The sequence below is a fragment of the Nonomuraea angiospora genome (genome assembly GCF_014873145.1).
Lineage (GTDB): Bacteria > Actinomycetota > Actinomycetes > Streptosporangiales > Streptosporangiaceae > Nonomuraea > Nonomuraea angiospora.
In genome coordinates this window covers 11,089,042-11,110,579 of the sequence record NZ_JADBEK010000001.1, presented here as the reverse complement: position 1 = coordinate 11,110,579, position 21,538 = coordinate 11,089,042, and the positions used below count along the sequence as shown (strand labels likewise).

Annotated in this window: 12 protein-coding genes; 4 read left to right on the top strand and 8 right to left on the bottom strand. The window is 73.2% G+C overall.

From position 1 onward, the window contains the following. Window positions 1-62 precede the first annotated feature (62 nt). The gene (locus tag H4W80_RS50900) at window positions 63-2,870 is read right to left on the bottom strand and encodes an AfsR/SARP family transcriptional regulator (RefSeq protein WP_318787449.1); all 2,808 of its coding nucleotides are present in this window, start codon (window positions 2,868-2,870) and stop codon (window positions 63-65) included. 196 nt (window positions 2,871-3,066) lie between these two features. Here H4W80_RS50900 and H4W80_RS50895 point away from each other — a divergent pair, with 196 nt between their 5' ends. Then, a complete protein-coding gene (locus tag H4W80_RS50895) occupies window positions 3,067-5,733 on the top strand; it encodes a SpoIIE family protein phosphatase (RefSeq protein WP_192791644.1) in 2,667 nt (888 codons plus the stop codon). Here the strand turns inward: H4W80_RS50895 and H4W80_RS50890 are convergent. Next, entirely contained in the window at window positions 5,730-8,486 is a 2,757-nt protein-coding gene (locus tag H4W80_RS50890; protein WP_192791643.1) for an AfsR/SARP family transcriptional regulator, read from the bottom strand. The two genes, H4W80_RS50895 and H4W80_RS50890, sit on opposite strands and share 4 nt — an antisense overlap. Before the next feature lie 153 nt (window positions 8,487-8,639). After that, complete coding sequence (locus H4W80_RS50885; RefSeq protein ID WP_225964126.1) at window positions 8,640-9,593, bottom strand: glycoside hydrolase family 11 protein; 954 nt, start codon at window positions 9,591-9,593, stop codon at window positions 8,640-8,642. Between the two features lie 241 nt (window positions 9,594-9,834). On the opposite strand from H4W80_RS50885, the gene H4W80_RS63160 reads away from it, so the two are divergent. Then, window positions 9,835-11,673: an RNA ligase family protein gene (locus H4W80_RS63160; protein WP_192791642.1), complete on the top strand. Its 1,839-nt coding sequence runs from the start codon at window positions 9,835-9,837 to the stop codon at window positions 11,671-11,673. Beyond that, window positions 11,673-14,819, top strand: coding sequence for a poly(A) polymerase (locus tag H4W80_RS50875; protein WP_192791641.1), 3,147 nt, complete (start codon window positions 11,673-11,675; stop codon window positions 14,817-14,819). The genes H4W80_RS63160 and H4W80_RS50875 overlap by 1 nt, the downstream gene beginning before the upstream one ends. A 14-nt stretch (window positions 14,820-14,833) precedes the next feature. Here the strand turns inward: H4W80_RS50875 and H4W80_RS50870 are convergent, their stop codons facing one another. The 4 genes from H4W80_RS50870 to H4W80_RS64840 all read right to left on the bottom strand — a co-directional run bounded on the left by H4W80_RS50870 (window position 14,834) and on the right by H4W80_RS64840 (window position 17,550). After that, window positions 14,834-15,592, bottom strand: coding sequence for a hypothetical protein (locus H4W80_RS50870; protein ID WP_192791640.1), 759 nt, complete (start codon window positions 15,590-15,592; stop codon window positions 14,834-14,836). A 66-nt stretch (window positions 15,593-15,658) separates the two neighbouring features. Next, window positions 15,659-16,789, bottom strand: a complete 1,131-nt coding sequence (locus H4W80_RS50865) for a hypothetical protein (protein ID WP_192791639.1) — start codon at window positions 16,787-16,789, stop codon at window positions 15,659-15,661. Beyond that, entirely contained in the window at window positions 16,789-17,301 is a 513-nt protein-coding gene (locus H4W80_RS50860) for an RNA polymerase sigma factor (protein WP_192791638.1), read from the bottom strand. The genes H4W80_RS50865 and H4W80_RS50860 overlap by 1 nt, the downstream gene beginning before the upstream one ends. Before the next feature lie 93 nt (window positions 17,302-17,394). Then, window positions 17,395-17,550 (bottom strand): SipW-dependent-type signal peptide-containing protein, encoded by a 156-nt coding sequence (locus H4W80_RS64840; RefSeq protein ID WP_378525826.1) that lies wholly within the window; start codon window positions 17,548-17,550, stop codon window positions 17,395-17,397. Here H4W80_RS64840 and H4W80_RS50855 point away from each other — a divergent pair. Then, entirely contained in the window at window positions 17,492-20,695 is a 3,204-nt protein-coding gene (locus H4W80_RS50855) for a glycosyl hydrolase 2 galactose-binding domain-containing protein (RefSeq protein ID WP_378525825.1), read from the top strand. The two genes, H4W80_RS64840 and H4W80_RS50855, sit on opposite strands and share 59 nt — an antisense overlap. 9 nt (window positions 20,696-20,704) lie before the next feature. On the opposite strand, the gene H4W80_RS50850 is transcribed toward H4W80_RS50855, so the two are convergent. Next, on the bottom strand, window positions 20,705-21,493 hold the full coding sequence (locus H4W80_RS50850) for a helix-turn-helix domain-containing protein (RefSeq protein WP_192791636.1): 789 nt from the start codon (window positions 21,491-21,493) through the stop codon (window positions 20,705-20,707). Between the last annotated feature and the right edge of the window lie 45 nt (window positions 21,494-21,538).

Genomic DNA, 21,538 nt, shown 5'->3' with positions numbered 1-21,538 from the left:
GTCCCGGCCTGGGCTGTCAGCGGTCCCCGGTGAAGGCCGAGGCCGGCGGCGGGCCTGAGCCGTCAGCGGTCGCCGAGGCGGGCGGCGAGCCTGCTCCGTACCGGATCGTCGCCGGGCCGGTCGAGCTCGTCGAGGATGTCCAGCGCGGCCCGCCACTCCCGGCGGGCGGCCGCCTCGTCACCGGCGGAGCGGTGGGTGTCGCCGAGGTTGACCAGGCACACCGCCTCCTCCACGCGGTCCCCCACCTCCCGGAACAGCCGCAGCGCGTGCCGGTAGCGGCCGGCGGCCCGGTCGTGGTCGCCGGCGCGGTGGTGGGCGTAGCCCAGGCTGTCCAGGGCGGCCGCCTGGCCGTACGGGTCGCCGAGCGACTCGTACAGGGCGACGGCCTGCTCGCAGTGGTCGATGGCCTCGCGGTGGTGCCCGAGTTCGGCGTGCTCCCAGCCGACGGAGTTGAGGATGTCGGCGGTGCTGCTCTTGTCGCCCAGGTCCCGGTACAGTTCGAGCGCCCGCTGGGCGTGGACCAGGGCCTCGCCGTGGCGTTCCTGAGCGCTGAACACCATGGTGAGGCTGTGGTTCGCGCGGGCCTGGAGGGCCAGGTCGCCGAGCCGGGTGGACAGGTCGAGCGCGTGATCGAGCTGGACGCGGGCGTCGTCGTAGCGGCCGAGCCGCAGGTGGGTGCGGGCGATGGTCTGGTGCGCCCGGCACTGTCCGACGAGGTCGCCCTGGTCCCGGGCGGCCTCCAGGGCGGCCTGCTGCGTGGTGAGGATGTCCTGCCAGCGCCCCTGGCGGTTGAGGTAGTCGGCCAGCGACCAGGCCAGCTGCCAGGCGTGCGTGGCCAGCCCGGCGTCGGCGGCCCGCCTGACCGCCCACAGCAGCGCCTGGCTCTCGGCGGCGAGCCAGCCGGCGGCCTGCTGGTGATCGCGCGGGACGACCGGGACGGCGCCGGGGGCGAGGGGTTCGGTCAGCTGGATCGCCCGCCGGTTCGGGTAGAACAGCAGGGCCGCCGCGTGGGCGGTGTGCAGGTAGTGGTCGAGCAGGCGGCGCAGCGCCGCGTCGCGCTCGGCCTCGCTGTCCTCGGCGTACGCCCGTTCGGCCGCGTAGTCGCGCAGCAGGTCGTGGACGGCGAAGCGGCCGGGGGCGTGCTCGGTGACCAGGTGCGCGCGGACCAGCCCGGCCATGGGCCGCCGGGCGTCCGTGCCCATGAGGCTGGCCGCGGCGGGCGGCGGGAGGTCCGGTCCGGGGTGCAGGGCCAATAATCGGAACAGCCGGGCCGCCTCCGGCTCCAGCGCGCGGTACGACGCGGCGAACACGGTCCGCAGGTCGGCCGACAGCTCGCCGGCGTCCAGCGCGTCGAGCCGGGTGGACTCCGCGCGCAGCTCCTCGGCCAGGGACGCGAGCGGCAGCCACGGGCTCATCAGGGCGCGGGCCGCGATGATGCTCAGCGCCAGCGGCAGCCCTGCGCAGCGCTCGACCAGGGCGGCCACGGCCTCCGGCTCGGCGTCGACCCGCTCGGGCCCCAGGTGGTGCAGCAGCAGCCGGCGGGCTTCGGCGGCGTCGAGCACGTCCAGCGGCACGTGGCGGGCGTCGTGGCCGGCGATCAGCCCGGGGAGCTGGTTACGGCTGGTGACCAGCACGGTGCAGGAGGGCGTGCCCGGCAGCAGCGGGACGACCTGGGCGCTGTCGCGGGCGTTGTCGAGCACGATCAGCAGGCGTTTGCGGGCCGTCAGGCTGCGGTAGAGCGCGGTCTGCTCCTCCGGCCGCCGCGGGACGGCGGCGGGATCCGCGCCGAGCGCGCCGATCAGCAGGCGCAGGGCCGTCTCCACCGGCATGGGCGCGTTCGCGGCGTCGAATCCGCGCAGGTCCAGGTAGATCTGCCCGTCCGGGAAGCGGTCCACGTGGTGGTGCGCCCAGTACAGGGCCAGCCAGGTCTTGCCGATGCCGCCGTACCCGCCGATGGCGGAGATCATCGCCACCCGGTCCCCGCCGTCGCCGGTCAGCGCGTCGTCCAGGGTGGCCAGCTCGCGCGGGCGTCCGACGAACACCGGCGGCGGCGCGGGCAGCTGTCGCGGCACCACGGCCCGGGCGGGTGGGGGCCCAGGGGCGGGAGGCGCCGGGGCGGGTTCGGCGGGGGCGGGCGCCACCGCGGCGGTGAGCATCTGGTGGTGCAGGAGCCGCAGGTCAGGGCCGGGGTCCACGCCGAGGTCGGCGGCCAGCCGCTTGCGGATCCGCTCGTACTGCTGGAAGGCCTCGCCCTGGCGGCCGCTGCGGTACAGGGCGAGGATCAGCTGGGCGGCCGGCCGCTCGTCCAGCGGGTGTTCGGCCGCCAGGGACTCCAGGGTGCCGAGGAGGGCGGCGTGGCCGCCGCGGCGCAGCCGTACGTCGTGGTAGGCCAGGCGCGCGGCCAGCCGCTCGCCCTGCAGGACGTGCCGCTGCGCCCGCGCCCACGAGGTGTCCAGGTCGGCGAAGGGCTCGCCGCGCCACAGGTCCAGCGCCTGCTCGTACAGGCGTTCGGCGGTGGCGTCGTCGCTCGCGCGGGCCCGGTCGCGCAGGTCGTGGAAGCGGTGCAGGTCCACCGCGCTCTCGTCGGCCCGCAGCAGGTAGCCGCCGCCGCTGCGGCGGATGCCGCCGTCCCAGGCCGCCGGCAGGGACGTACGCAGCCGGGACAGGTAGCTCTGCAGGGTCGCGGCCGGCCGCCGGGGCGGATCCTCCCCCCACACGCAGTCGGTCAGCTGGTCGAGGGACACCGGCTGGTTGACCTTCACCAGCAGCGCCGCCAGCACGCTCCGCTGCCTGGCCGGCCCCAGCTCGATCGCCTGGCCGCCGGCCCAGGCGCAGATCTCCCCCAGCACGCCGAACTCGACTCGCAGCACGCTTCCCTCAGCCCTCCAGAGACCGGCTCATCATCCGGGGGTCGCGACCCCGTCTGGATGCTCGCATGCCGCGGGGCGCCCCGCACCTCAAGGAGTCGTGCGTTCTGGGTAGTTATACTCAGGACATATACCCCAATAAGAACAGTTTTCCCCCAAATCAACGCTGATGACCCCGGCGACGTGGTAAGGGGATGGGATGGGCGAACAGCGTGCGCAGGGTCCGCGGACCGGGTCGGCGGGCCAGGTTTCCGAGGAGCGAAGACGGCTGCTCGCGGAGGTCGACGACGATCTGTGGGGGATCGAGCTCCTGCGGTTCGCGCTCGAGCAGGCGGTGGCCGACCTTGCCGGGCTGGGCGGGATGGCGCACCTCGGCAGCCCCGGTCACGGCGGCGGGCTGCGTCTCGCCGTAACCAGCGGGCTACCCCCCGTGCTCACCCGCGCGTGGGAGCGCGTCGACGGCAACGGCCCGCTCGCCCCGGCACGCGCGTTCCGGACCGCCGCGTCCGTCCGGGTCCCCATGGCCAACGTCGCCGCCGGCATCCCCCAGCAGGGCTCCGCCACGGACGAGGCGCGGTCCTGGCCGGTCGGCACGGCGATGACGGCCGTCCCGCTGCTCGGCCCCGGCGGGCCGCTCGGCGCGCTGTCGATCGTGACGGCCTCCTCGCACGAGCTCTCGCCCGGTCAACGAGCCTTCCTCGACCTGCTGAGCCGATGGGTGGGCGAGCGCCTGGGCCGGTCCTCCGCGCCACCGCCCGGCGCGGGACCCATGGGCGGGCGGGGCCGGTCGGCCGGCTCGCACCTGCCGCGGCACCTGGAGACCATCGGCACGTGGGACTGGGACATCCGGACGGGGGACGCCATCTGGAACGACGCGATGCTGACGCTGCTCGGCATCGAGCCGGGCACCTTCGACGGACGCATCGAGACCTGGATGGCCCTGGTCCACCCCGAGGATCTGCCGTGGGTGCTGACCGACATCGACGAGGCGATCCGCGCGGGCAGGATGTACAGCACCGAGTACCGGGTGCGCCGCCCGGACGGGACGAACGTCTGGGTACGGGCCCGCGGCCGGTTGCTGGTCGACGAGAACGGCGAGCCGGCGCGCATGGTCGGCACGCTGTGGGACATCACCAAGACCCATGACGACCTCGAGGCGGTCGCCGAGCAGCAGACGGGTCACACCGAACGCGCGGCCCAGGGGCGCTCCGCCCGCATCAGGCAGCTGACCAGGGCGCTGGCCGAGGCGGTCACCGTGCGGGACGTCTTCGACGCCTCCGCCGAGCACATCCTGCCGGCGTTCGACGCCGCCGGTCTCATGCTCACCTTCCTGGAGGGCGACCACCTGCGGCCGGTCGGGTTCACCGGGTACTCGCAGGAGTTCGTCGACCGGGTGACCCGGATCCCCGCCACCGCGGGGCTCCCGATCTCTCAAACCCTGCGGGAGCGCACGCCTCTGTTCATCAACTCGGTCGAGGAGTACATCGAGCGCTACCCCGAGACGGCCGACCTGCCGGCGGCGGGCGGCAAGAAGGCGTGGGCCTTCCTGCCGATGATCGCCTCGGGACGCCCCGTCGGCAGCTGTGTCGTCTCCTTCGCCGAGCCGCGCCAGTTCACAGGCGAGGAGCGCAACCTGCTGACCACGCTCAGCGGGCTGATCGCCCAGGCCATGGAACGGGCCCGCCTGTACGACCGGGAGCACGCGCGCGCCCAGGAGCTGCAGCGCGGGCTGCTCCCCCGCGGGCTGCCCAGCGTGCCCGCGGTCACCGCCGCGGCCCGCTACCTGCCCGCCGGCAAGGACATGGAGGTGGGCGGCGACTGGTACGACGTCATCCCGCTGTCGGCGGACCGGGTCGCCATCGTCATCGGCGACGTCATGGGGCACGGCGTGGCCGAGGCGGCCACCATGGGCCGCCTGCGTACGGCGGTCCGCACCCTGGCCGACCTGGAGCTGCCTCCCGACGAGCTGCTCACCCACCTCAACGAGGTGGTCAGCGACCTCGGCGACGACTTCTACGCCACCTGCCTGTACCTGGTCTACGACGCCACCACCCGCTCCTGCGTGGTCACCCGCGCCGGCCATCCGCCGCCCGCCGTCGTCCACCCCGACGGCGCCGTCCACTTCCCCGACGCCGATCCGAACTCGCCCCTCGGCGCCGCCACCCCGCCCTTCGACACCGTGCGGATGGAGCTGCCCGAAGGCAGCCTGCTGGTGCTGTACACCGACGGCCTGGTCGAATCCGCCACCCTCGACATCGACCAGGGCATCGCCGATCTCGCCAAGGCGCTGGGCGACGCGGTCCCCGGGATCCCGCCGGTGGCGGCGTGCCGGCACCAGGACCGGGAAGCGGCCCCGCTGCACTGCGCCGAATGCCTGGAATCCCTGTGCGACAGCCTCACCGCCACCCTGCTGCCCGGCCGGCAGGGCACCGCCGACGACGCCGCCCTGCTGGTCGTCCGCACCCATGCGCTGCCGAAGGACGACATGGCCACCTGGCCGCTGCCCGAACACCCCAAGGCCGCCGGCGAGGCCCGCGAACACGTCCGCGCCCAGCTCAGCGCCTGGCACCTGGACGACCTGTCGATGACCACCGAGCTGCTGGCCAGCGAGCTGGTCGGCAACGTCGTCCGCCACGCCAAGGGCCCCATCCACCTGCGCCTGCTCCGCAGCGCCGTGCTCACCTGCGAGGTCTCCGACGGCAGCCTGACCACGCCCCGCATCCGCCGCGCCGCCGACACCGACGAGGGCGGCCGCGGGCTCCAGCTCGTCTCCGCGATCTCCCACCGCTGGGGCACCCGCTACACCGACTCCGGCAAGTGCATCTGGACCGAACAGCCCCTCCAGCCGGCCCCGCCCGCCCTCTAGGAGGATCTCGCTCCCAGGGCCTCGAGCCGCTCCCGCACCTGCTTCGACTGCTCGGTGCGGTGCTGGTCCTGGTAGATGGCCAGGGCCTGGCCCCAGGTCCGGGCGGCCTCGTCGTCCTGGCCGAGGGCGTGGTGGGTGTCGCCGAGGTGGAGGAGCGTGTCGGCCTCCTGGCTGACGTTGCCGGTCTCCCGCCGCAACGTCAGGGCCTCGCGGTAGTAGTCGAGGGCCCGGGCGTGACGCCCGGTGTGGTGGGCGATGTAGCCGAGACTGTCGAGGGTGGCCGCCTCGCCGTTGCGGTCGCCGTGGCTGCGGAGCAGGGCCAGCGCCCGCTCGCAGTGCTCCTGGGCCCTGGTGAAGTCGCCGACCATCGCGGTGGCCCACCCCAGGGAGTTGAGCGCGTTGGCCTCCCCCATGGCGTCGTCGATGTCCTGGTACAGCCGCAGGGCGTGCTCCAGCTGGACCAGCGCCCGCGCGGGCTCGCCCCGGTGGCCCCACGCCAGCGCGAGCGTATGGCGGACATAGGCCTGCCCGGCGACGTCTCCGAGCTGCTCGTACCGGGCGAGGGCCTCGGCGAAATGGGACAGCGACTCCGCGTGCAGCCCCGCCCGGGTGCAGGCGCGGCCGAGCAGCTGGTGGACCAGGGCATGGGCGGCCGGATCGGTCAGGTGCTCGACGGCGCCGGACGCCAGGCGCCAGGCCGAGACACAGTTCTGGAGCAGGTTGTGGCCCAGGTGGAAGGTGTCGAGCGTCCAGGCCAGCTGCCACACGGGGTCATGGAGATCGTGCTCGGCCGCCAGCCGCTGGGCGGCGAGCAGGCAGGCGTGCTCGGCCTTGAACCACGCCTGGGCCGCCGCCACGTCCGCCAGGGCTTCCGTCAGGGAGCCTGGAGCCGGCGGCTCCATCCGGATGGCGTTGCGCCGGCGCGGGGAGAGCAGGCGGTCGGCGGCGTACGAGGTGTGCAGGTAGAAGTCCACGAGGCGGCGCACGCCATCGGCACGGGCCTGCGCGCTCAGGTCGAGGCGGGCGCGGTCGATGGCGTAGAGGCGGACGAGGTCGTGCATCCGGTACCGGCCGGGAACGTGCTGATCCACCAGATGGGCGGTTTCCAGGGTGCGCAGCAGCGTACGGGTGTGCGCCACGGGGCGGCCGATGAGGCCGGCGACGGCGAGCACGCTCGCGTCCGGGCCCGGCACGAGCCCCAGGTGGGCGAAGGTCTCGGCCGCCTCGGGAGCCAGCACGCGATAGGAGGAGCCGAAGACCTCCCGCAGGTCGGTGCTGAGCTCGTCGGTCTGCAGGGCGTCCAGCCGGGTGGGCTCGGCCTGGAGCTCGTCCGCCAGCGCGGTGAGGGGGAGCCCGGCGTTGATGATGGCCCGCGCGGCGACGATCCCGAGCGCCAGCGGCAACCCCGCGCACGTCTTGATGATGTCGTCCACCGCCTCGCGTTCGGCCGCCATGCGGTCCTGGCCCAGGCGGCGTCTCAGCAGCTGGCCGGCCTGCGCGTCGGAGAGCGGCGCGAGCCGCAGCAGGTGGGCGCCCTCGGCCGCGATCAGGCCGGTGAGCGCGGTCCGGCTGGTCACCAGGGTGAGGGCCTCCGGAGACGGGGGCAGCAGGGGGCGCACCTGGTCCGGTTCGCGGGCGTTGTCCAGGAGGACGAGCACCCGCCGGCCGGCCAGCAGGCTCCGGTAGAGCCCGATCTGCTCGCCGAAGGCGGAGGGCATCCGGTGGTGCGGCACGTGGAGGAACCCCAGCAGGATCCGCACCGCCTCCGACGGCGACATGGGCGTCGCGCCGGGGCTGAACCCCCGCAGGTCCACATAGAGCTGGCCGTCGGGGAAGCGGTCGCGTGCCGTGTGGGCCCAGTGCGCGGCGAGCGCGGTCTTTCCGACCCCGCCGGTGCCGGTGATCACGCAGGTCGTGGCGGTGCGCGGCGGGGCCTCGTCCGGGAGCGGGAGGAGCCCGTCCAGCTCGAACAGCTCGGCTTCCCTGCCGCTGAAATGCTTGACGTCCGAGGGGAGCCGGCAGACCGGCGTCCATGGTGCGGGCCCGCTCACGGGCGTGGTGCCGGCCAGGATGGCGGCCTGCAACTGCTGGAGCTCCTCGCCGGGCTCCAGGCCCAGCTCGTCGGTGAGCACCGAGCGGGCGCGCTGGAAGGCCTCCAGCGCCTTGTCCCGCTGCCCCGCCCGCGAGTGCGCGAGCATGAGCAGCCGCCACGCGCGCTCGCGCAGCGGCTGGTCGGCGACGAACGCGCGGAGGTCCTCGATCACCTCCGCGGGCCGGCCGAGGGCGAGTTTCGCTTCGGCCCAGTCCAGCCTGACCACGGCCAGCCGCTCTTCCAGCTCGGTCACGCGGGCGAGCATGTGGCCGGAGAGCTTGGTGCCTTCGGCGGGCTTGCCCCGCCACATCCCCAGGGCCCTCTCGAACTGGGCGACGGCGGCGCGGACGTCACCCGCTTCGGCCTCCTTCCGCGCCAGCCGGATCCCCTGTTCGAACTGCAGGAGGTCCACCTCCTCGGCGCGCGCCTCGAAGGTGTAGCCCGTCTCCCTGGTGAGCAGCCGCGCGCCGAGCGACAGGCTCTTGCGGAGCTGGCCGATGTAGGTCTGCAGGTTGGGGATGGCGGAGGCAGGAGGGTTCTCCCACAGTGCCTCCACCAGCCGTTCCCTGGACACCAGCGTGTTGACGTTGAGCAGCAGGCTGGCGAGGACGGCGCGCGGCTTGCCACTGAGATGCGCCTGCCGGCCATCTGCCCAGCTCACCCGCACCGGGCCCAAGATTGCAAAGGTCGCGTCTACCATGACCCGCTCCTTGCCTGTGGTGGCTCTGTAGCGTGCTTGTGGCACCAGCGCCGATTGTGACCCAGCGGGCATTCATGGTCGAGAGGGACAGGCGCGGAAAGATCTTTCCGGCGGTCAGCCGGCGCCGCAGGAGACCGTCGGCCAGGTCTGGTTGCCGTTGTGCTGGATCGTCACGCCCCAGTTGTTGCCGTTGCCGTTGCCGTTGGGCTTGGCGGTCAGCACCTGGGCGCTGGGGTAACTGGCGGCGATGTTCCAGGTGGCGATGATCTTCGCCGGGGACGGCACGTTCATCGTCACGGTCCAGTTGCTGGAGCCGCTGACGGCGACATTGAGGTTGTAGCGGTCGCTCCACTGCTGTCCCGCGGACAGCGACGCGGTGCAGCCGCCGCCGGGGTTGCCACCGCCGCCGCCTCCTCCGGAGGAGGCGTCCACCGTGATGTTGGAGTTTCCGCTGCTCTGGTATCCCTCGGTCGCGAGGATCATGTAGTCGTGGCTGCCCAGGCTCATGCCGTAGCGGGCCCAGGCGTCGAAGTGGTTGCCGGCGGTGATGGTTCCGCCCGTCTTCTTCGACTGCCGGACGCTCCAGTACTGGTTGAAGGTTCTGGTGCCTTCGATGGAGGGGGCGTTGTACCGCGTCGTCTGGTAGATGTCGTACGTGCCGCCGTCGCTGGTCACCGTGCCCTTGTACGTGCCCGTGGGCCGGTAGGTGCCCCAGTTGTCGACGACGTAATACTCCACGAGCGGATTTCTCGTCCAGCCGTAGAGGGCCAGATAGGCGTTGCCGGACGGATTGAAGCTGCCCGAGTAGTTCACGGTCCTGCGCCCGCCGGGGTTCCAGCCCTTACCGGCGACGAAATTGCCGGTGTTGCTCCATGAGGTGCTGTAATTGCCGCCGGATCCCAGGTTCATGGACACCGACCCGGCACTGTCGGTCCAGAACGAATAGAAGTAGCCGTTGTTGGTGCCGGTCTGGTTGGAGGTTATGGGGGCCGCGTTGGCGATGCCGGGCGGCATCACGATGGCGACGACCAGCGCCACGACCAGGGCGCAGGCACGGCCGATGAGCATGTGCTTCCTCCTCGCGACGGTTCCGAAATTATCGGAGTTGTAGCGAAAGTATCGGCGTGACTTTGATGGGGTGTCAATGAAGCGTGTCAGTTGCCACGACCCCAGGGAGTCATTTCGCCTGGTCGGTCGATGAGGTCCGCCGATGAAAGTTTCTCCTGGCTTCCGAAACGACGGTTTATTCGATGGAGTCGGGTTTCTTGCCGCTTGTACAGTGACTCCGGCCGAGCCGGGGGGAGGGATCATGCGCGTGCACTATCCGCGTACCCCTCACCTGCCCTGGTCGCCCGGCGCGACCCCGGACGACGTGCGCGCGGGCGACCTGTCCGGGCTGCGCGGGCGCGAGGTCGTGGTCACCGAGAAGCTCGACGGGGAGAACACCACCCTCTACGCCGACGGGATGCACGCCAGGTCGCTGGACTCGGCCCACCATCCGTCCCGCGCGTGGGTGAAGGGGCTGCAGGGGCGGATCGGCGGGCGGATCCCCGCGGGGTGGCGCGTGTGCGGGGAGAGCATGTACGCCCGGCACTCCATCGCGTACCAGGGGCTGGAGAGCTGGTTCTACGGGTTCTCGGTCTGGGACGGCGATCGGTGCCTCGACTGGGACCACACGGTCGCCTTCCTGCGCGGGCTCGGGATCCCGGTGCCGCCGGTGCTGTGGCGCGGCGTCTTCGACGAGCGGGCGCTGCGGGGGTTGCGGCTGGACCTGGACCGGCAGGAGGGCTACGTGGTGCGGGCCGCCGGGGGATTCGGGCGGGAGGAGTTCGCGGGGCGGGTGGCCAAGTGGGTGCGGCCGCGGCACGTGCGGACGGACACGCACTGGATGCACGCCACCGTCGTGCCGAACGGCCTGGGCCCGGCCGCGGCGCTGTGGGCGGTGCGCTCGGGCGCGGACCCCGACACGAACGCCCTGCTGGCCGCGCTGGACCTGCCCGGAGCCGAAGGAGTGACCCAGGAGGCTGCGGCCGAGGTGGCGGCGGCTCCGGAGGCGGCGGCCGACGTGGCGGCGGCTCCGGAGGCGGCGGCCGAGGTCGCGACGGCTCACGAGGCGGCGACGGCTCATGAGGCGGTGGCCGAAGTGGCGGCGCGGGTGGATGCGATCGGCCGGTGTGGGGATGCCCGGCTGGCAGGGGTGCTGGCCGTGGTGGCGCGCGCCGTGCCGCGGGCCGGGCTGGCGGCGCGGCTGGCGGGGCCGCTGGGCATGCGGGCGGCGCGGCGGGTCGCGGATCTGGCCGGGCTGCACGGTGCGCTGCATCGCCCGTACCCGGACGAGGAGCGGCGGGCCGGGCTGGGGCGCATGGCGCTGGCCGCCGACCTGGGCGTGCTGCACGCCGTCGCGGCGGCCGTGCTGGCCGGACGCGCGGACGAGGAGAGCGTTCAGGCCCGCGAGCAGGTCGAATGGTCGGCCCTGCACGCCGAGGACGCCGGGCTGCTCGGCCCGGAGCCGCTGGAGCCGTTACGCGCCGGCCTGCGCGAGGCCCTGGCCGGACTCGGCCCGCAGGCGGCCGACCGGTGCTGGGCGGAGGCCCGCGACTCCTGGGCCAGGGGACGCATCGCGACGGTCGAGGAGGCCGTGGCTGCGACCTGGCGGTGGCGCTCCAGGCCGTTCCCCGGGCTGGTGCAGCTGGTCGGGCCGTCCGGCAGCGGGAAGAGCACGTTCGCGGCGGGCCTGCCGGGGATCGACGCGTACCTGTCGCTGGACGACCTGCGCCAGGCCCGCGGCTCGCGGGCGGACCAGCGGGCCAACCGGGAGGTGCTCGGCGAGGGGTTGGACCGGCTCGACGCCGCCCTGGCCGTCGGCGGCACCGTGGTGTGGGACGCCACCTCGCTCAACCAGCACCAGCGTTCCCTCGTCCACGCCGTGGCGCGCCGCCGCGACGCGCTGACCACGCACGCGGTCGTGCTGGTGGAGGAGGACGAGCTGCACCGGCGCAACACCCGCCGCGCCCATCCGGTGCCCTCGCACGTGCTGGCCGCGCAGGCGCGCCGGTTCGTCCCGCCGTACCCCGGACAGGCCCACCGCACCTGGTACGTCGGGGCGCGCGGCACGGTCGACGACGTGGACGGAACCTTGGAGGCGTGATGCGTACCAGCGAGGAGATCTACCACCGGATCCGCTGGGACCCGCGGTTCGACCCGTCCCGGTTCGTCTTCGGAGTCGGCCAGCGCAACGCCGACCCCAAGCGCGTCGCGCTGCCCGCCTTCACCCCGGGCGGCGACATCCCGTGGCACCGGGTGCTGTTCGTCGAGGCGGACGGCGAGCTGGTCTGGGACCGCGCCACGGGCCTGGACCGCGTCGACACCAGCGAGGCCGGCCGGGCCCGCGACCCGCGCCGCCTGCGGCCGCCGTCCTTCACGGCCAGGACCCCGCACGCCTGGGATCCGGCGGGCGGATGGCGGCCCGCCACGGGACGCGGGCGCTCCGGGATCCCGGCTCCGCGCGTGCTGACGTGGAACACGCTGTGGGACCGCTACGACAGCGATCGCCTCGACACCGCCCGGCGCCGTCCCCTGCTCCTCGCGGCCCTGCAGGAGGCCGACGCCGACGTGATCGCCCTGCAGGAGGTCGAGCCCGCGCTGGTGTCGATGCTGCTGGCCGCCCCCTGGGTACGCGCCGGCTACACCCTCGGCGCCGACCCGTACGGCCCGGACGTCGACGACAGCGGCCTGCTGCTGCTCAGCCGGCTGCCCGTACGGGAGGCGGCCCGGCACGAGCTCGGCCCGCACAAGTCGGTGGCCGCCATCGCCGTGGACACCGCCTCCGGCGTCCTCGTCGTGGCCGCCACCCACCTGACCAGCGACCATTCCGCCGACGGCGCGGACAGGCGGCGGGCGGAGCTGGCCAGGATCGCCGAGGGGCTGGCCGGCGTGGACGGCGACGTGATCCTGCTGGGCGACTTCAACGACGGCACGGACACCCCCGCGTCCGCGCTCGGCCTGCGCGACGCCTGGACGGAGGCGCACGGACCCGACCAGACCCCCACCTTCGACCCGGACGCCAACCCGCTGGCGGCGCTCTCCTCCCTGTCCGGCCGGGCCTCGCGCCTGGACCGGATCCTGCTGCGCGGCCGGCCTCGGGTGATCTCGGCGGCCCTGCGCGGCGACACGCCCACCCCCGAGGGGCTCTACATCTCCGACCACTACGGGGTGGAGGCGGTCCTGGACGTCACCGGCGACGAACCCCGCGAAAGGACCGGCAGGGTGCTCGCCGGCACCGGTGGGAAGCCCGGCGGCATGCTCGCCACCGGCGAGGCGCCCGGCGGGGTGCTCGGCGCCACCGGTGAGGCGCCCGGTGGAGTGTTCTGCGCCACCGGTGAGGCACCCGGTGGAGTGCTCGACGCTACCGGTGAGGCACCCGGTGGAGTGCTCGACGCTACCGGTGAGGCACCCGGTGGAGTGCTCGACGCTACCGGTGAGGCGCCCGGTGGAGTGCTCGACGTGCCGCCGACGGCGCGGACGGCGGTGGCGTGGGTACCGCCGCGGGAGCTGTGGCCGCCGATCCAGGCCGTCCGCCGCGCGCACGATCCGCAGATCGACCGTTGGCCGCCGCACGTCAACCTGCTCTTCGGCTTCGTGCCGGAGTCGGAGTTCGAGGCGGCGGCGTCCCTGGTGGCCGCGGCGGCCGCCGAGGTCGCGCCGTTCGCCGCCAGGCTGGAAGGGGTGCGTACGTTCCGGCACCGCGACCACTCGACGGCCTGGCTCGACCCCGCCGCCGGCGACCCGGCGCCCTGGGCCCGCCTGCGTCGCGCGCTCGAACGGCGCTTCCCCCGCTGCGAGGGACGCCCCGAAGGCTTCACCCCGCACCTGACGCTCGGCCGTACGGACGACCCGATCCGCCTGGCCGGGATGACGGCGCAGGTGGGAGAGCTGGTGCTGCTGTCGCGCCGCGCGGACGAGCCCATGCGTCCCCGGGCGCGGGTCACCCTGGGCACGGGCGAGATCCACTGGATCGCCGAGCCCACGGCCGGTGGAAAGGAGCCTCGCGACGCCTCGGCCGATCAGGTGACCGGCGGAAGGGAGCAGCGCGATACCTCGGCCGATCAGGTGACCCGGCGGCTGGCGGAGGCGCTGCGGCCGGGCGTCGTGTCCGTCGCCGGCTCCCGGCGCATGGGCTGCGAACTCCCCGGCGCGGACCTGGACCTGGTGGCCGCGCTGCCCGGCGAAACGGACACGGCCGAGGTCCAGGCCCGGATGCGGGCCGGGCTGCCCGGCAAACCGGACACGGCCGAGATCGAAGCCCGGGCGCAAACCGCGCCCCCCGGTGAAACGGACATGGCCGAGGTCGAAGCCCGGGTGCGGGCCGCGCTGCCCGGTCTCGACCGGATGCGCCAGGTGATCGGCGCGCGGGTGCCGGGCCTGCGCTTCCGTACGGGCGGGCTGGAAGTGGACCTGACCGTGGTCCCCACCGGATCGCTGCCCCCGGAGCAGGCGCCGGCCCGCCGCGCCGAGCTGGGCGAGGCGGCCGCGATCGCCTTGAGCGCGGTCAGCGACGCGGACGCGATCCGCGCCGCCGTCGGCGGGCACCACGCCCGTTTCGCCCTGCTCGCCCGGCGGGTGAAGGCGTGGGCGCGGGCACGCGGGCTGGACTCGGCCCCGTTCGGCGGACTGCCCGGCCTGGCCTGGGCGGTCATGGCCGCGCACACCGTACGCGAGAGCGGCGACCTGCCCGCCGACGACCTGCTGAGCCGCTTCTTCAGTACGTGGGCCGCCTGGAACTGGCGAGACCCGGTCGCCCTCGGCCCCACCTCGCCCCAGCCGGCCCCGATCGCGGTGATGACGCCCAGCGCCCCCGTACGCAACTGCGCGCGCCAGGTCACCCCCGGCGGCCTGGACCTGCTCACCCAGGAGCTCTACCAGGCATGGGAGCTCGTCGAGAGCGGCCGCTCCGCCGACCTGCTCGCGCCGCCGCCTCTCCATCGGCGCCACGCGGCCTGGGCGGTGCTGAGCGTGCGCTCCGACCGCCCCGAGGAGCTCGACGCGACGCTCGGCCGCGTCAGAGGACGGATGCTGGACCTGCTCGCCGCCCTGGAGGAGGACGGGATGCGGGACGTCCACGCCTGGCCGCGCCCGTTCGAGAGCGGTCCTCGGTCGACCCGCTACGCCGTCGGGCTGGGCCGCACTCCCCCGCAGGCCGCGCGGCTCGGCGAGATCACCTGGCGATGGGTCAGGGGCCTGCCGGGTGTCACGGTCGAGCGGGCCGAGTGCGGCGCCGTACCGACCCTGACCTGACAGGTCGGCGCCGGTCAGGAGGAGGAGCGCCTGCGGTACGCCCACCCGGCTCCCGCCGCCAGCGCCACGACGCCCACCGCCACCAGGGCGGCCACCAGCACGCCGGTGCCCCCGTCGGGACCGGCGGACTCGGTGGCGGCGGACTTGGCAGCGGCGGACCCGGCGGCAGTCGACCCGGCCGCAGTCGACCCGGCCGCAGTCGACCCGGCCGCAGTCGACCCCGCCGCAGTCGACCCCGCCGCAGTCGACCCCGCCGCAGTCGACCCGGCGATGGTGGGCTCGGCGATGGTGGGCTCGGCGGCGCCGGTGTGGCGGACCCGGGTGGGGGTGCCCAGGGCGGCGATCAGCTCACGGGTGAGCCCGTTGCCGTCGTCCCGCCGCAGCGGCCGGTCGCCGGCCGGCAGCGACGCGTTGCCCGAGCAGCTGGACGTGGTCAGCGCCTCGTCACGCCCGCCGGCGAACACCAGGTGGCGGGAGCCCGCGGCGAAGTCGTACCCGCAGGCCGGCCCTTGGCTACGGGTGGAGACCTGGAACCACTCCCGCGCCTGCCCCTTGTAGACGTGGTCGGCGCGGAGGACGGCGATGACGTGCCCTCCGCCGCTCTCGTCCGGGCTCACGCCGACCCGCGTCACCGTGCCGGCGAACACGGCGACCGCGCTCTCCATCTGATCCTGCGGGCCCCGTTCCACGCACTGGCAGGCGGACGCCGTGCCGCCGGTGAACATGACCAGCCCTGCCACGAGGGCGAGCAGGGCGAGAACGCGTGCTGTCATGCCCTCTTGACGTACGGCGCCGAAGATCGGTTCGACGCCGCCGGCCGAGAGGCGGACGGCCCGGCCTCAGTACCGGCCTCGGCAGTCCGAGCAGCCGGACGGCGGCACCGGCCGGGCGTCGCTCCACGCCGCCCGCACGACGATCGTGGCCACCGCCGCGGCGCCCTGCGGAAGTCCGCGTATGGGCGCCACCATCTGGGACGCCCACAGCTCGCCGCTCCCCGGGTCGATGACGAGCTGGACGCGGACGGCGTCGTTGACGCGCAGCTGCAGGGTCACGCCTCGGCGGCCCGCCGGATCGCGTACGTCGTCGAGCACGCGGGCCCCGGGCAGGGCGGCCAGCATGCGGTAGGCCGCTGCCCGGGTGCCCGGGGTCGCCGGGACATCCTTGACGAGCCGGAGCCCCGTTTCCCGCACCCAGTCGTCCGGACCCTTGTCGTAGCCGAGCGAGAGGTGCCTCAGGAGCTCGGTCCTGAGCGCGTTCGCCTCGTGGGGAAGCGCGAGCAGCTCGTCCAGGGTCGGCTGCCACCCCGGCGCCAGAGTCAGATACTTCTCCAGCGTGCGCTGCGGGTAGAAGCGCAGGTTGGGGTCGCAGTCCCGGGCGGGACAGAGCTCCGGGGAGCCCGCCCGCTTCCACGCCTCGACCGCCTCGGCGCCGTAGGGCCTGGCCGAGACGGCCTCGTACCAGGTGTAGCCGTCGCCGTCCCGCCCGAGGACCAGCACGTCCTTACCGCGCTCCTCGACGAGGAAGCCCTCCCCGCCCTTCGTCCGGCGGACCTCCTCGGTCTCCAGCCACCAGTAGCGGCCGCTGCCCTGGGGCTGCGCCGCCAGCTTGCCGGCCGCCGCGTCCAGGAGCTGTGCGGGGGTGGCGGCGACCGGTTCCCGGCCCTGCGGGGGCACCAGGAGGACGACCGCGCCGATCACGAGCACCACGGCCATCGCCGCGAGCGCGATCCCCCGCCAGCCGTGCGCCACCGGACGCCGCCCGCGGCCCCGCCCCACCACGGGGCCAGTGGTCCGACCGGTAGGCCGACCGGTGGGACGGGCGGCGGCCCGAGCGGTGGGGCGGGCAGTGGGGCGGGCAGTGGGGCGGGCGGCGGTGGCTTCGGTGAGCCGGGCCCGCGCCGCGGCGAGCTGCGCCGGCGAGAGCGGCGGCACATCCGGCATCACCCGGTCGATGAACTCGAACTCCTTCATCACACCTCCACCCCCAGCGCAGCACGCAGCTTGGTCCTGGCCCTGCTCAGCCGCGAGGCGACCGTTCCCTCGGCGACCCTCAGCGCGGCGGCCACCCCGGCGTAGTCCAGCCCGCCGTACGCCACCAGCAGCACCACGTCACGTTCGCCGGCCGAGAGCTTGGTGAGCGCCTTGGCCAGCCGCCCGACCGTCACCTCGGCGGCGAGCCGGTCGATCAACCGGTCGTGGAGCCCGTCGTCGTCGGGCGGCGGCCCGGTTCTCGCCAGCGCGCGGTAGCGGCGCACCTCCGTACGCCGGTGCCGCCCGATCAGGTTGGTCGCGATGCCGTACAACCACGGCCTGATCTCGCCGAACGACGGATCGAACGCCTCGCGCTGATCGAAGGCGATCAGAAAGGTCTCGGCCGCGAGGTCCTCGGCCACGTCGAGGCCGACCCGGCGGCCGAGGTAGCGGCGGATCTCCTCGTAGTGCGCGTCGAAGACCGCTTCGAACGCGTCAGGGGCAGTGATCACTCAAGGACTCCCGAATGAGATAGACACCCCTTCTTGCCCGCGGCGGCCCTCGCCTTCCCGAGAATTCTCCATTTACGGGATCCGGTTTATTTGTTAAGAAGGTTTATTAACGAATAGACCAGCCTGGAGAGGGACCCCCATGGCGCGCTCTCGGCTCATCCTCATCCTGTTATCGGCCTGTGCGCTGCTGGTGAACGCCGCGGGCGTGGCGCCGCCCGCCGCCGCGCAGGCCGTACCGGCGACGACCACCCTGACGGGATACAAGATCCAGTCCTCGGCGAAGGTGTCCGACTCCGGGGCCGCGATCTCCACGCCCGGTTACGCGGCCACCGGCTGGTATCCCGTCGGCCCCCGCTCGACCGTGCTCGCCGGCCTGCTGCAGAACAACGTCTACCCGGACCCGTTCTACTCCACGAACATGCAGTCGATCCCGGCCGCGGACTTCGACGTGCCGTGGTGGTACCGCTCCGACTTCACCCTCGGCGACGAGTCCGGGCTGCGGACCTTCCTCGACGTCAGCGGCGTGATCTCCAGCGCCGACGTGTGGGTGAACGGCACCCAGGTCGCCACCGCCGCCCAGGTGGCCGGCGCCTACACCCGCAACGAACGGGACGTCACCGCCCTGGTGCACCCGGGCGTCAACTCGGTGGCCTTCCGCGTCAACCCGAACAACCCCGACAACCACCTCACGATCGGCTGGATCGACTGGGTGCAGCTGCCGCGCGACGACAACATGGGCATCTTCCGCGACGTCCTGATCCGCCGCAGCGCCGACGTCTCGCTGCGCGACGCGCACGTGATCACGAACCTCGCGGTGCCGGCGCTCGACCGCGCCGACCTCACCATCAAGGTCGACGTCCGCAACGCCACCGGCGGCGCCGTGAACGCCACCGTCAAGGGGACGATCGGCCCGCTCGAGTTCTCGCAGGACGTCGCCCTGGCCGCGAACCAGACCAAGCGGATCACGTTCAACCAGACGCTGGCCGACCCGCAGGTGTGGTGGCCGCACACGATGGGCGCCCAGCCGCTCTACGACCTGAACCTCACGGCGACGACCGGCGGCGTGCAGAGCGACACGCTGACCCAGCGCTTCGGCGTACGCAAGGTCGAGTCGGGCAAGAACGCCAGTGGCCGCCGCTACTACAAGATCAACGGGAAGCCGATCCTGATCAGGGGCGGCGGCTGGTCCCCCGACATCTTCCTCCGCAAGAACCTGGCCTACCTGGAAGACAAGATCCGCTACGTCAAGGACCTCGGCCTCAACACGATCCGCGTCGAAGGCCACCTGGACACCGACGAGCTCTACGACCTGGCCGACAAATACGGCATCCTGACCCTGCCCGGCTGGGAGTGCTGCGACAAGTGGGAAGGCTCCTTCAGCAGCTCCGACTATCCGATCGCCAAGGCGTCCATGCAGGCGGAGGCCACCCGGTTGCGCAACCACCCCAGCGTGATCTCGTTCCTGATCGGCTCGGACAACCCGCCGCCCGCCCAGAAGGAGACCAACTACCTCGACGCCCTCACCGCGGCCGAGTGGCAGCTCCCGATCGTGTCCGTGGCCTCCGACAAGTCCAGCCCGCAACTGGGCAACTCGGGCATGAAGATGCCCGGCCCGTACGACTGGGTGCCGCCCAGCTACTGGTACAACAAGCGCGAAGGCGGCGCGTTCGGTTTCAACTCCGAGACCAGCGCCGGCCCCGACGTCCCGACGCTCGACTCGCTCAAGCGGATGATGACCTCCGCGCAGATCGACTCGCTCTGGCAGAGCCCGGGCGCGACGCAGTATCACCGCTCGCCGTCGAGCACCTTCGACGACCTGACCATCTACCACAACGCCCTCAGAGGCCGGTACGGCGCACCGTCCGGGCTGACGGACTACATGAAGAAGGCGCAGCTCGCCCAGTACGAGGCGGTACGAGCGCAGTTCGAGGCCTACGGCCGCAACTTCACCGACTCGAGCAACCCGTCCACCGGCGTCGTCTACTGGATGCTCAACAGCGGCTGGTCCTCCCTCCACTGGCAGCTCTTCGACTACTACCTGGACCAGGGCGGCTCCTACTGGGGCGCCCGCGAGGCCAACAAGCCGCTGCACGTGCAGTACTCCTACGACAACAAGTCCGTCGTCGTGGTCAACTCCGGCGTCTCGGCCGCCTCGGGCCTGACCGTCAAGACGGACGTGTTCAACATGGACGGATCCGCCAAGTACAGCAACACCGCGACGGTCAGCGTCGCCGCCGACGGGGGCAAGGCGACCGCGGTGACCGTGCCGGCCGTCAGCGGCCTGTCCACGACCTACCTGGTACGGCTGACGCTGCTGCGCGACGGCCAGGAGATCGACCGCAACGTCTACGCCCTGTCCACCCCGGACGACGTGATCGACTGGGCGAACAACGACTGGTACTACGTCCCGACCTCCCGCTACGCCAACCTGACCGGCCTCAACGGCCTGGCCCAGACCCCGATCACCGCCACCGCCTCCACGCCCTCCGACGGCAGGGTCACCGTGACGGTCAAGAACACCGGCACCGGCGCCGTCCCCGCCTTCATGCTCGACGCCGACGTGGTGGACGCGGCGGGCAAGCCCGTGCTGCCGATCCAGTGGTCGGACAACGCGATCAGCCTCTGGCCCGGGGAGTCCAGGACCCTCACCGCCACGTACCGGGCCTCCGACCTGACCGGCTCGCCGAGCGTGCGGGTGGCCGGGTGGAACACCGCGACCCTCACCGTCCCGACCGGGCCGCCCGACACCCAGAACCCGTCCGTGCCCGGCAACCTGCGCGTCACCGGCAAGACCTCCTCCAGCGTCTCGCTGGCCTGGGACGCCGCCACCGACAACGTCGGCGTCACCGGCTACGACGTCTCCAACGGCAGCGCCCTGGCCACGACGGTCACCGGCACCGGCGCCACGGTCTCCGGCCTGGCGGCCGGCACCTCGTACACGTTCACGGTCAGGGCCCATGACGCGGCGGGCAACTCCTCGGCACCGTCGAACGCCGTCACCGAGACCACCGGCAGCGGCCCCGCCGCCTACCAGGCGGAGGACGCGACGATCTCGCAGGGCGTGGTGGAGTCCAACCACGCGGGCTACACCGGCACGGGGTTCGTGAACTACGACAACGTGACGGGCAGCTATGTCGAGTGGACGGTGAACGCCGCGACGGCCGGGCCGGCCACCCTGGAGCTCCGCTTCGCCAACGGCACCACGGCCAGCCGGCCGATGGCCATCGCGGTCAACGGCACCTCGGTCACCCGCGACTTCACCGGCACCGGCGCCTGGACCACCTGGCAGACCGTCACCCTGACCGCCGACCTGGCCCAGGGGGTGAACAAGATCAGAGCCACCGCCACCACGTCGAACGGAGGCCCCAACGTCGACCGCCTCTCCGTGAGCTGACCCCGCCGCTCAGCGCTCGGCCCGGCGCCGGAGCAGTTCGGTGGTGGCCTGGTCGGCGGGCAGGAACGCTTCCAGGTGCAGCTCGGCGAGCGTGACGTCGGTCGCCGTCGCGAACGAGGTCAGCGTGGTGATGAGGCGCAGCTCCCCGTCCGCCGAGGCCAGCCTCATCGGCACGGAGAAACCGAGATGCTCGGGCCCGACCGGCGCCTGGGGGACGTAGCCGGCCAGTTCGGCGGCGAAGTCGTCCAGGCGCGGGTCCGGGCTCCTGCGGGCCCTGGCACGAAGGTTCTCGATGATGTGCCGGCCCCATTCGGCCAGGTTGCGCACCCTCGGGGCCATCCCGTCCGGATGGAGCATGAGCCGCAGCATGTTGACCGGCGGTTCGAGCAGCTCGGGCGCCGCGCCCTCGGTGAACACCTCGATGGCGTCGTTCGCCGCCACCACCCGGCCGTACGGTGCGATGACGAGGGCCGGATACGGCAGGTGGCCGTGCAGGATCTGCTCGATGGCGGCCCGGACCGGCCGCAGCGCCGACTCCTCCAGGCCCGACTCGGCGAACACCGGCGCATAGCCGGCCGCGGTGAGCAGGTCGTTGCGCTCCCGCAGCGACAGGCCGAGCGACTCGGCCAGCCGGATCACGATCGCGCGCCCCGGCCGGGAACGGCCGCTCTCGATGAAGCTCAGATGGCGCTGGGTCGTGCCGGCCAGCGTGGCCAGTTCGAGCTGGCTGACCCGGCGAAGCCCGCGCCAGCGTCTCAGCTCCGTGCCGACGCCGTTCTCCCTGATGGTGGTGCTCACCGCTCTGTTCTATCCGGTCGCCGTGCGGGCCCGCGATTCCCTCCG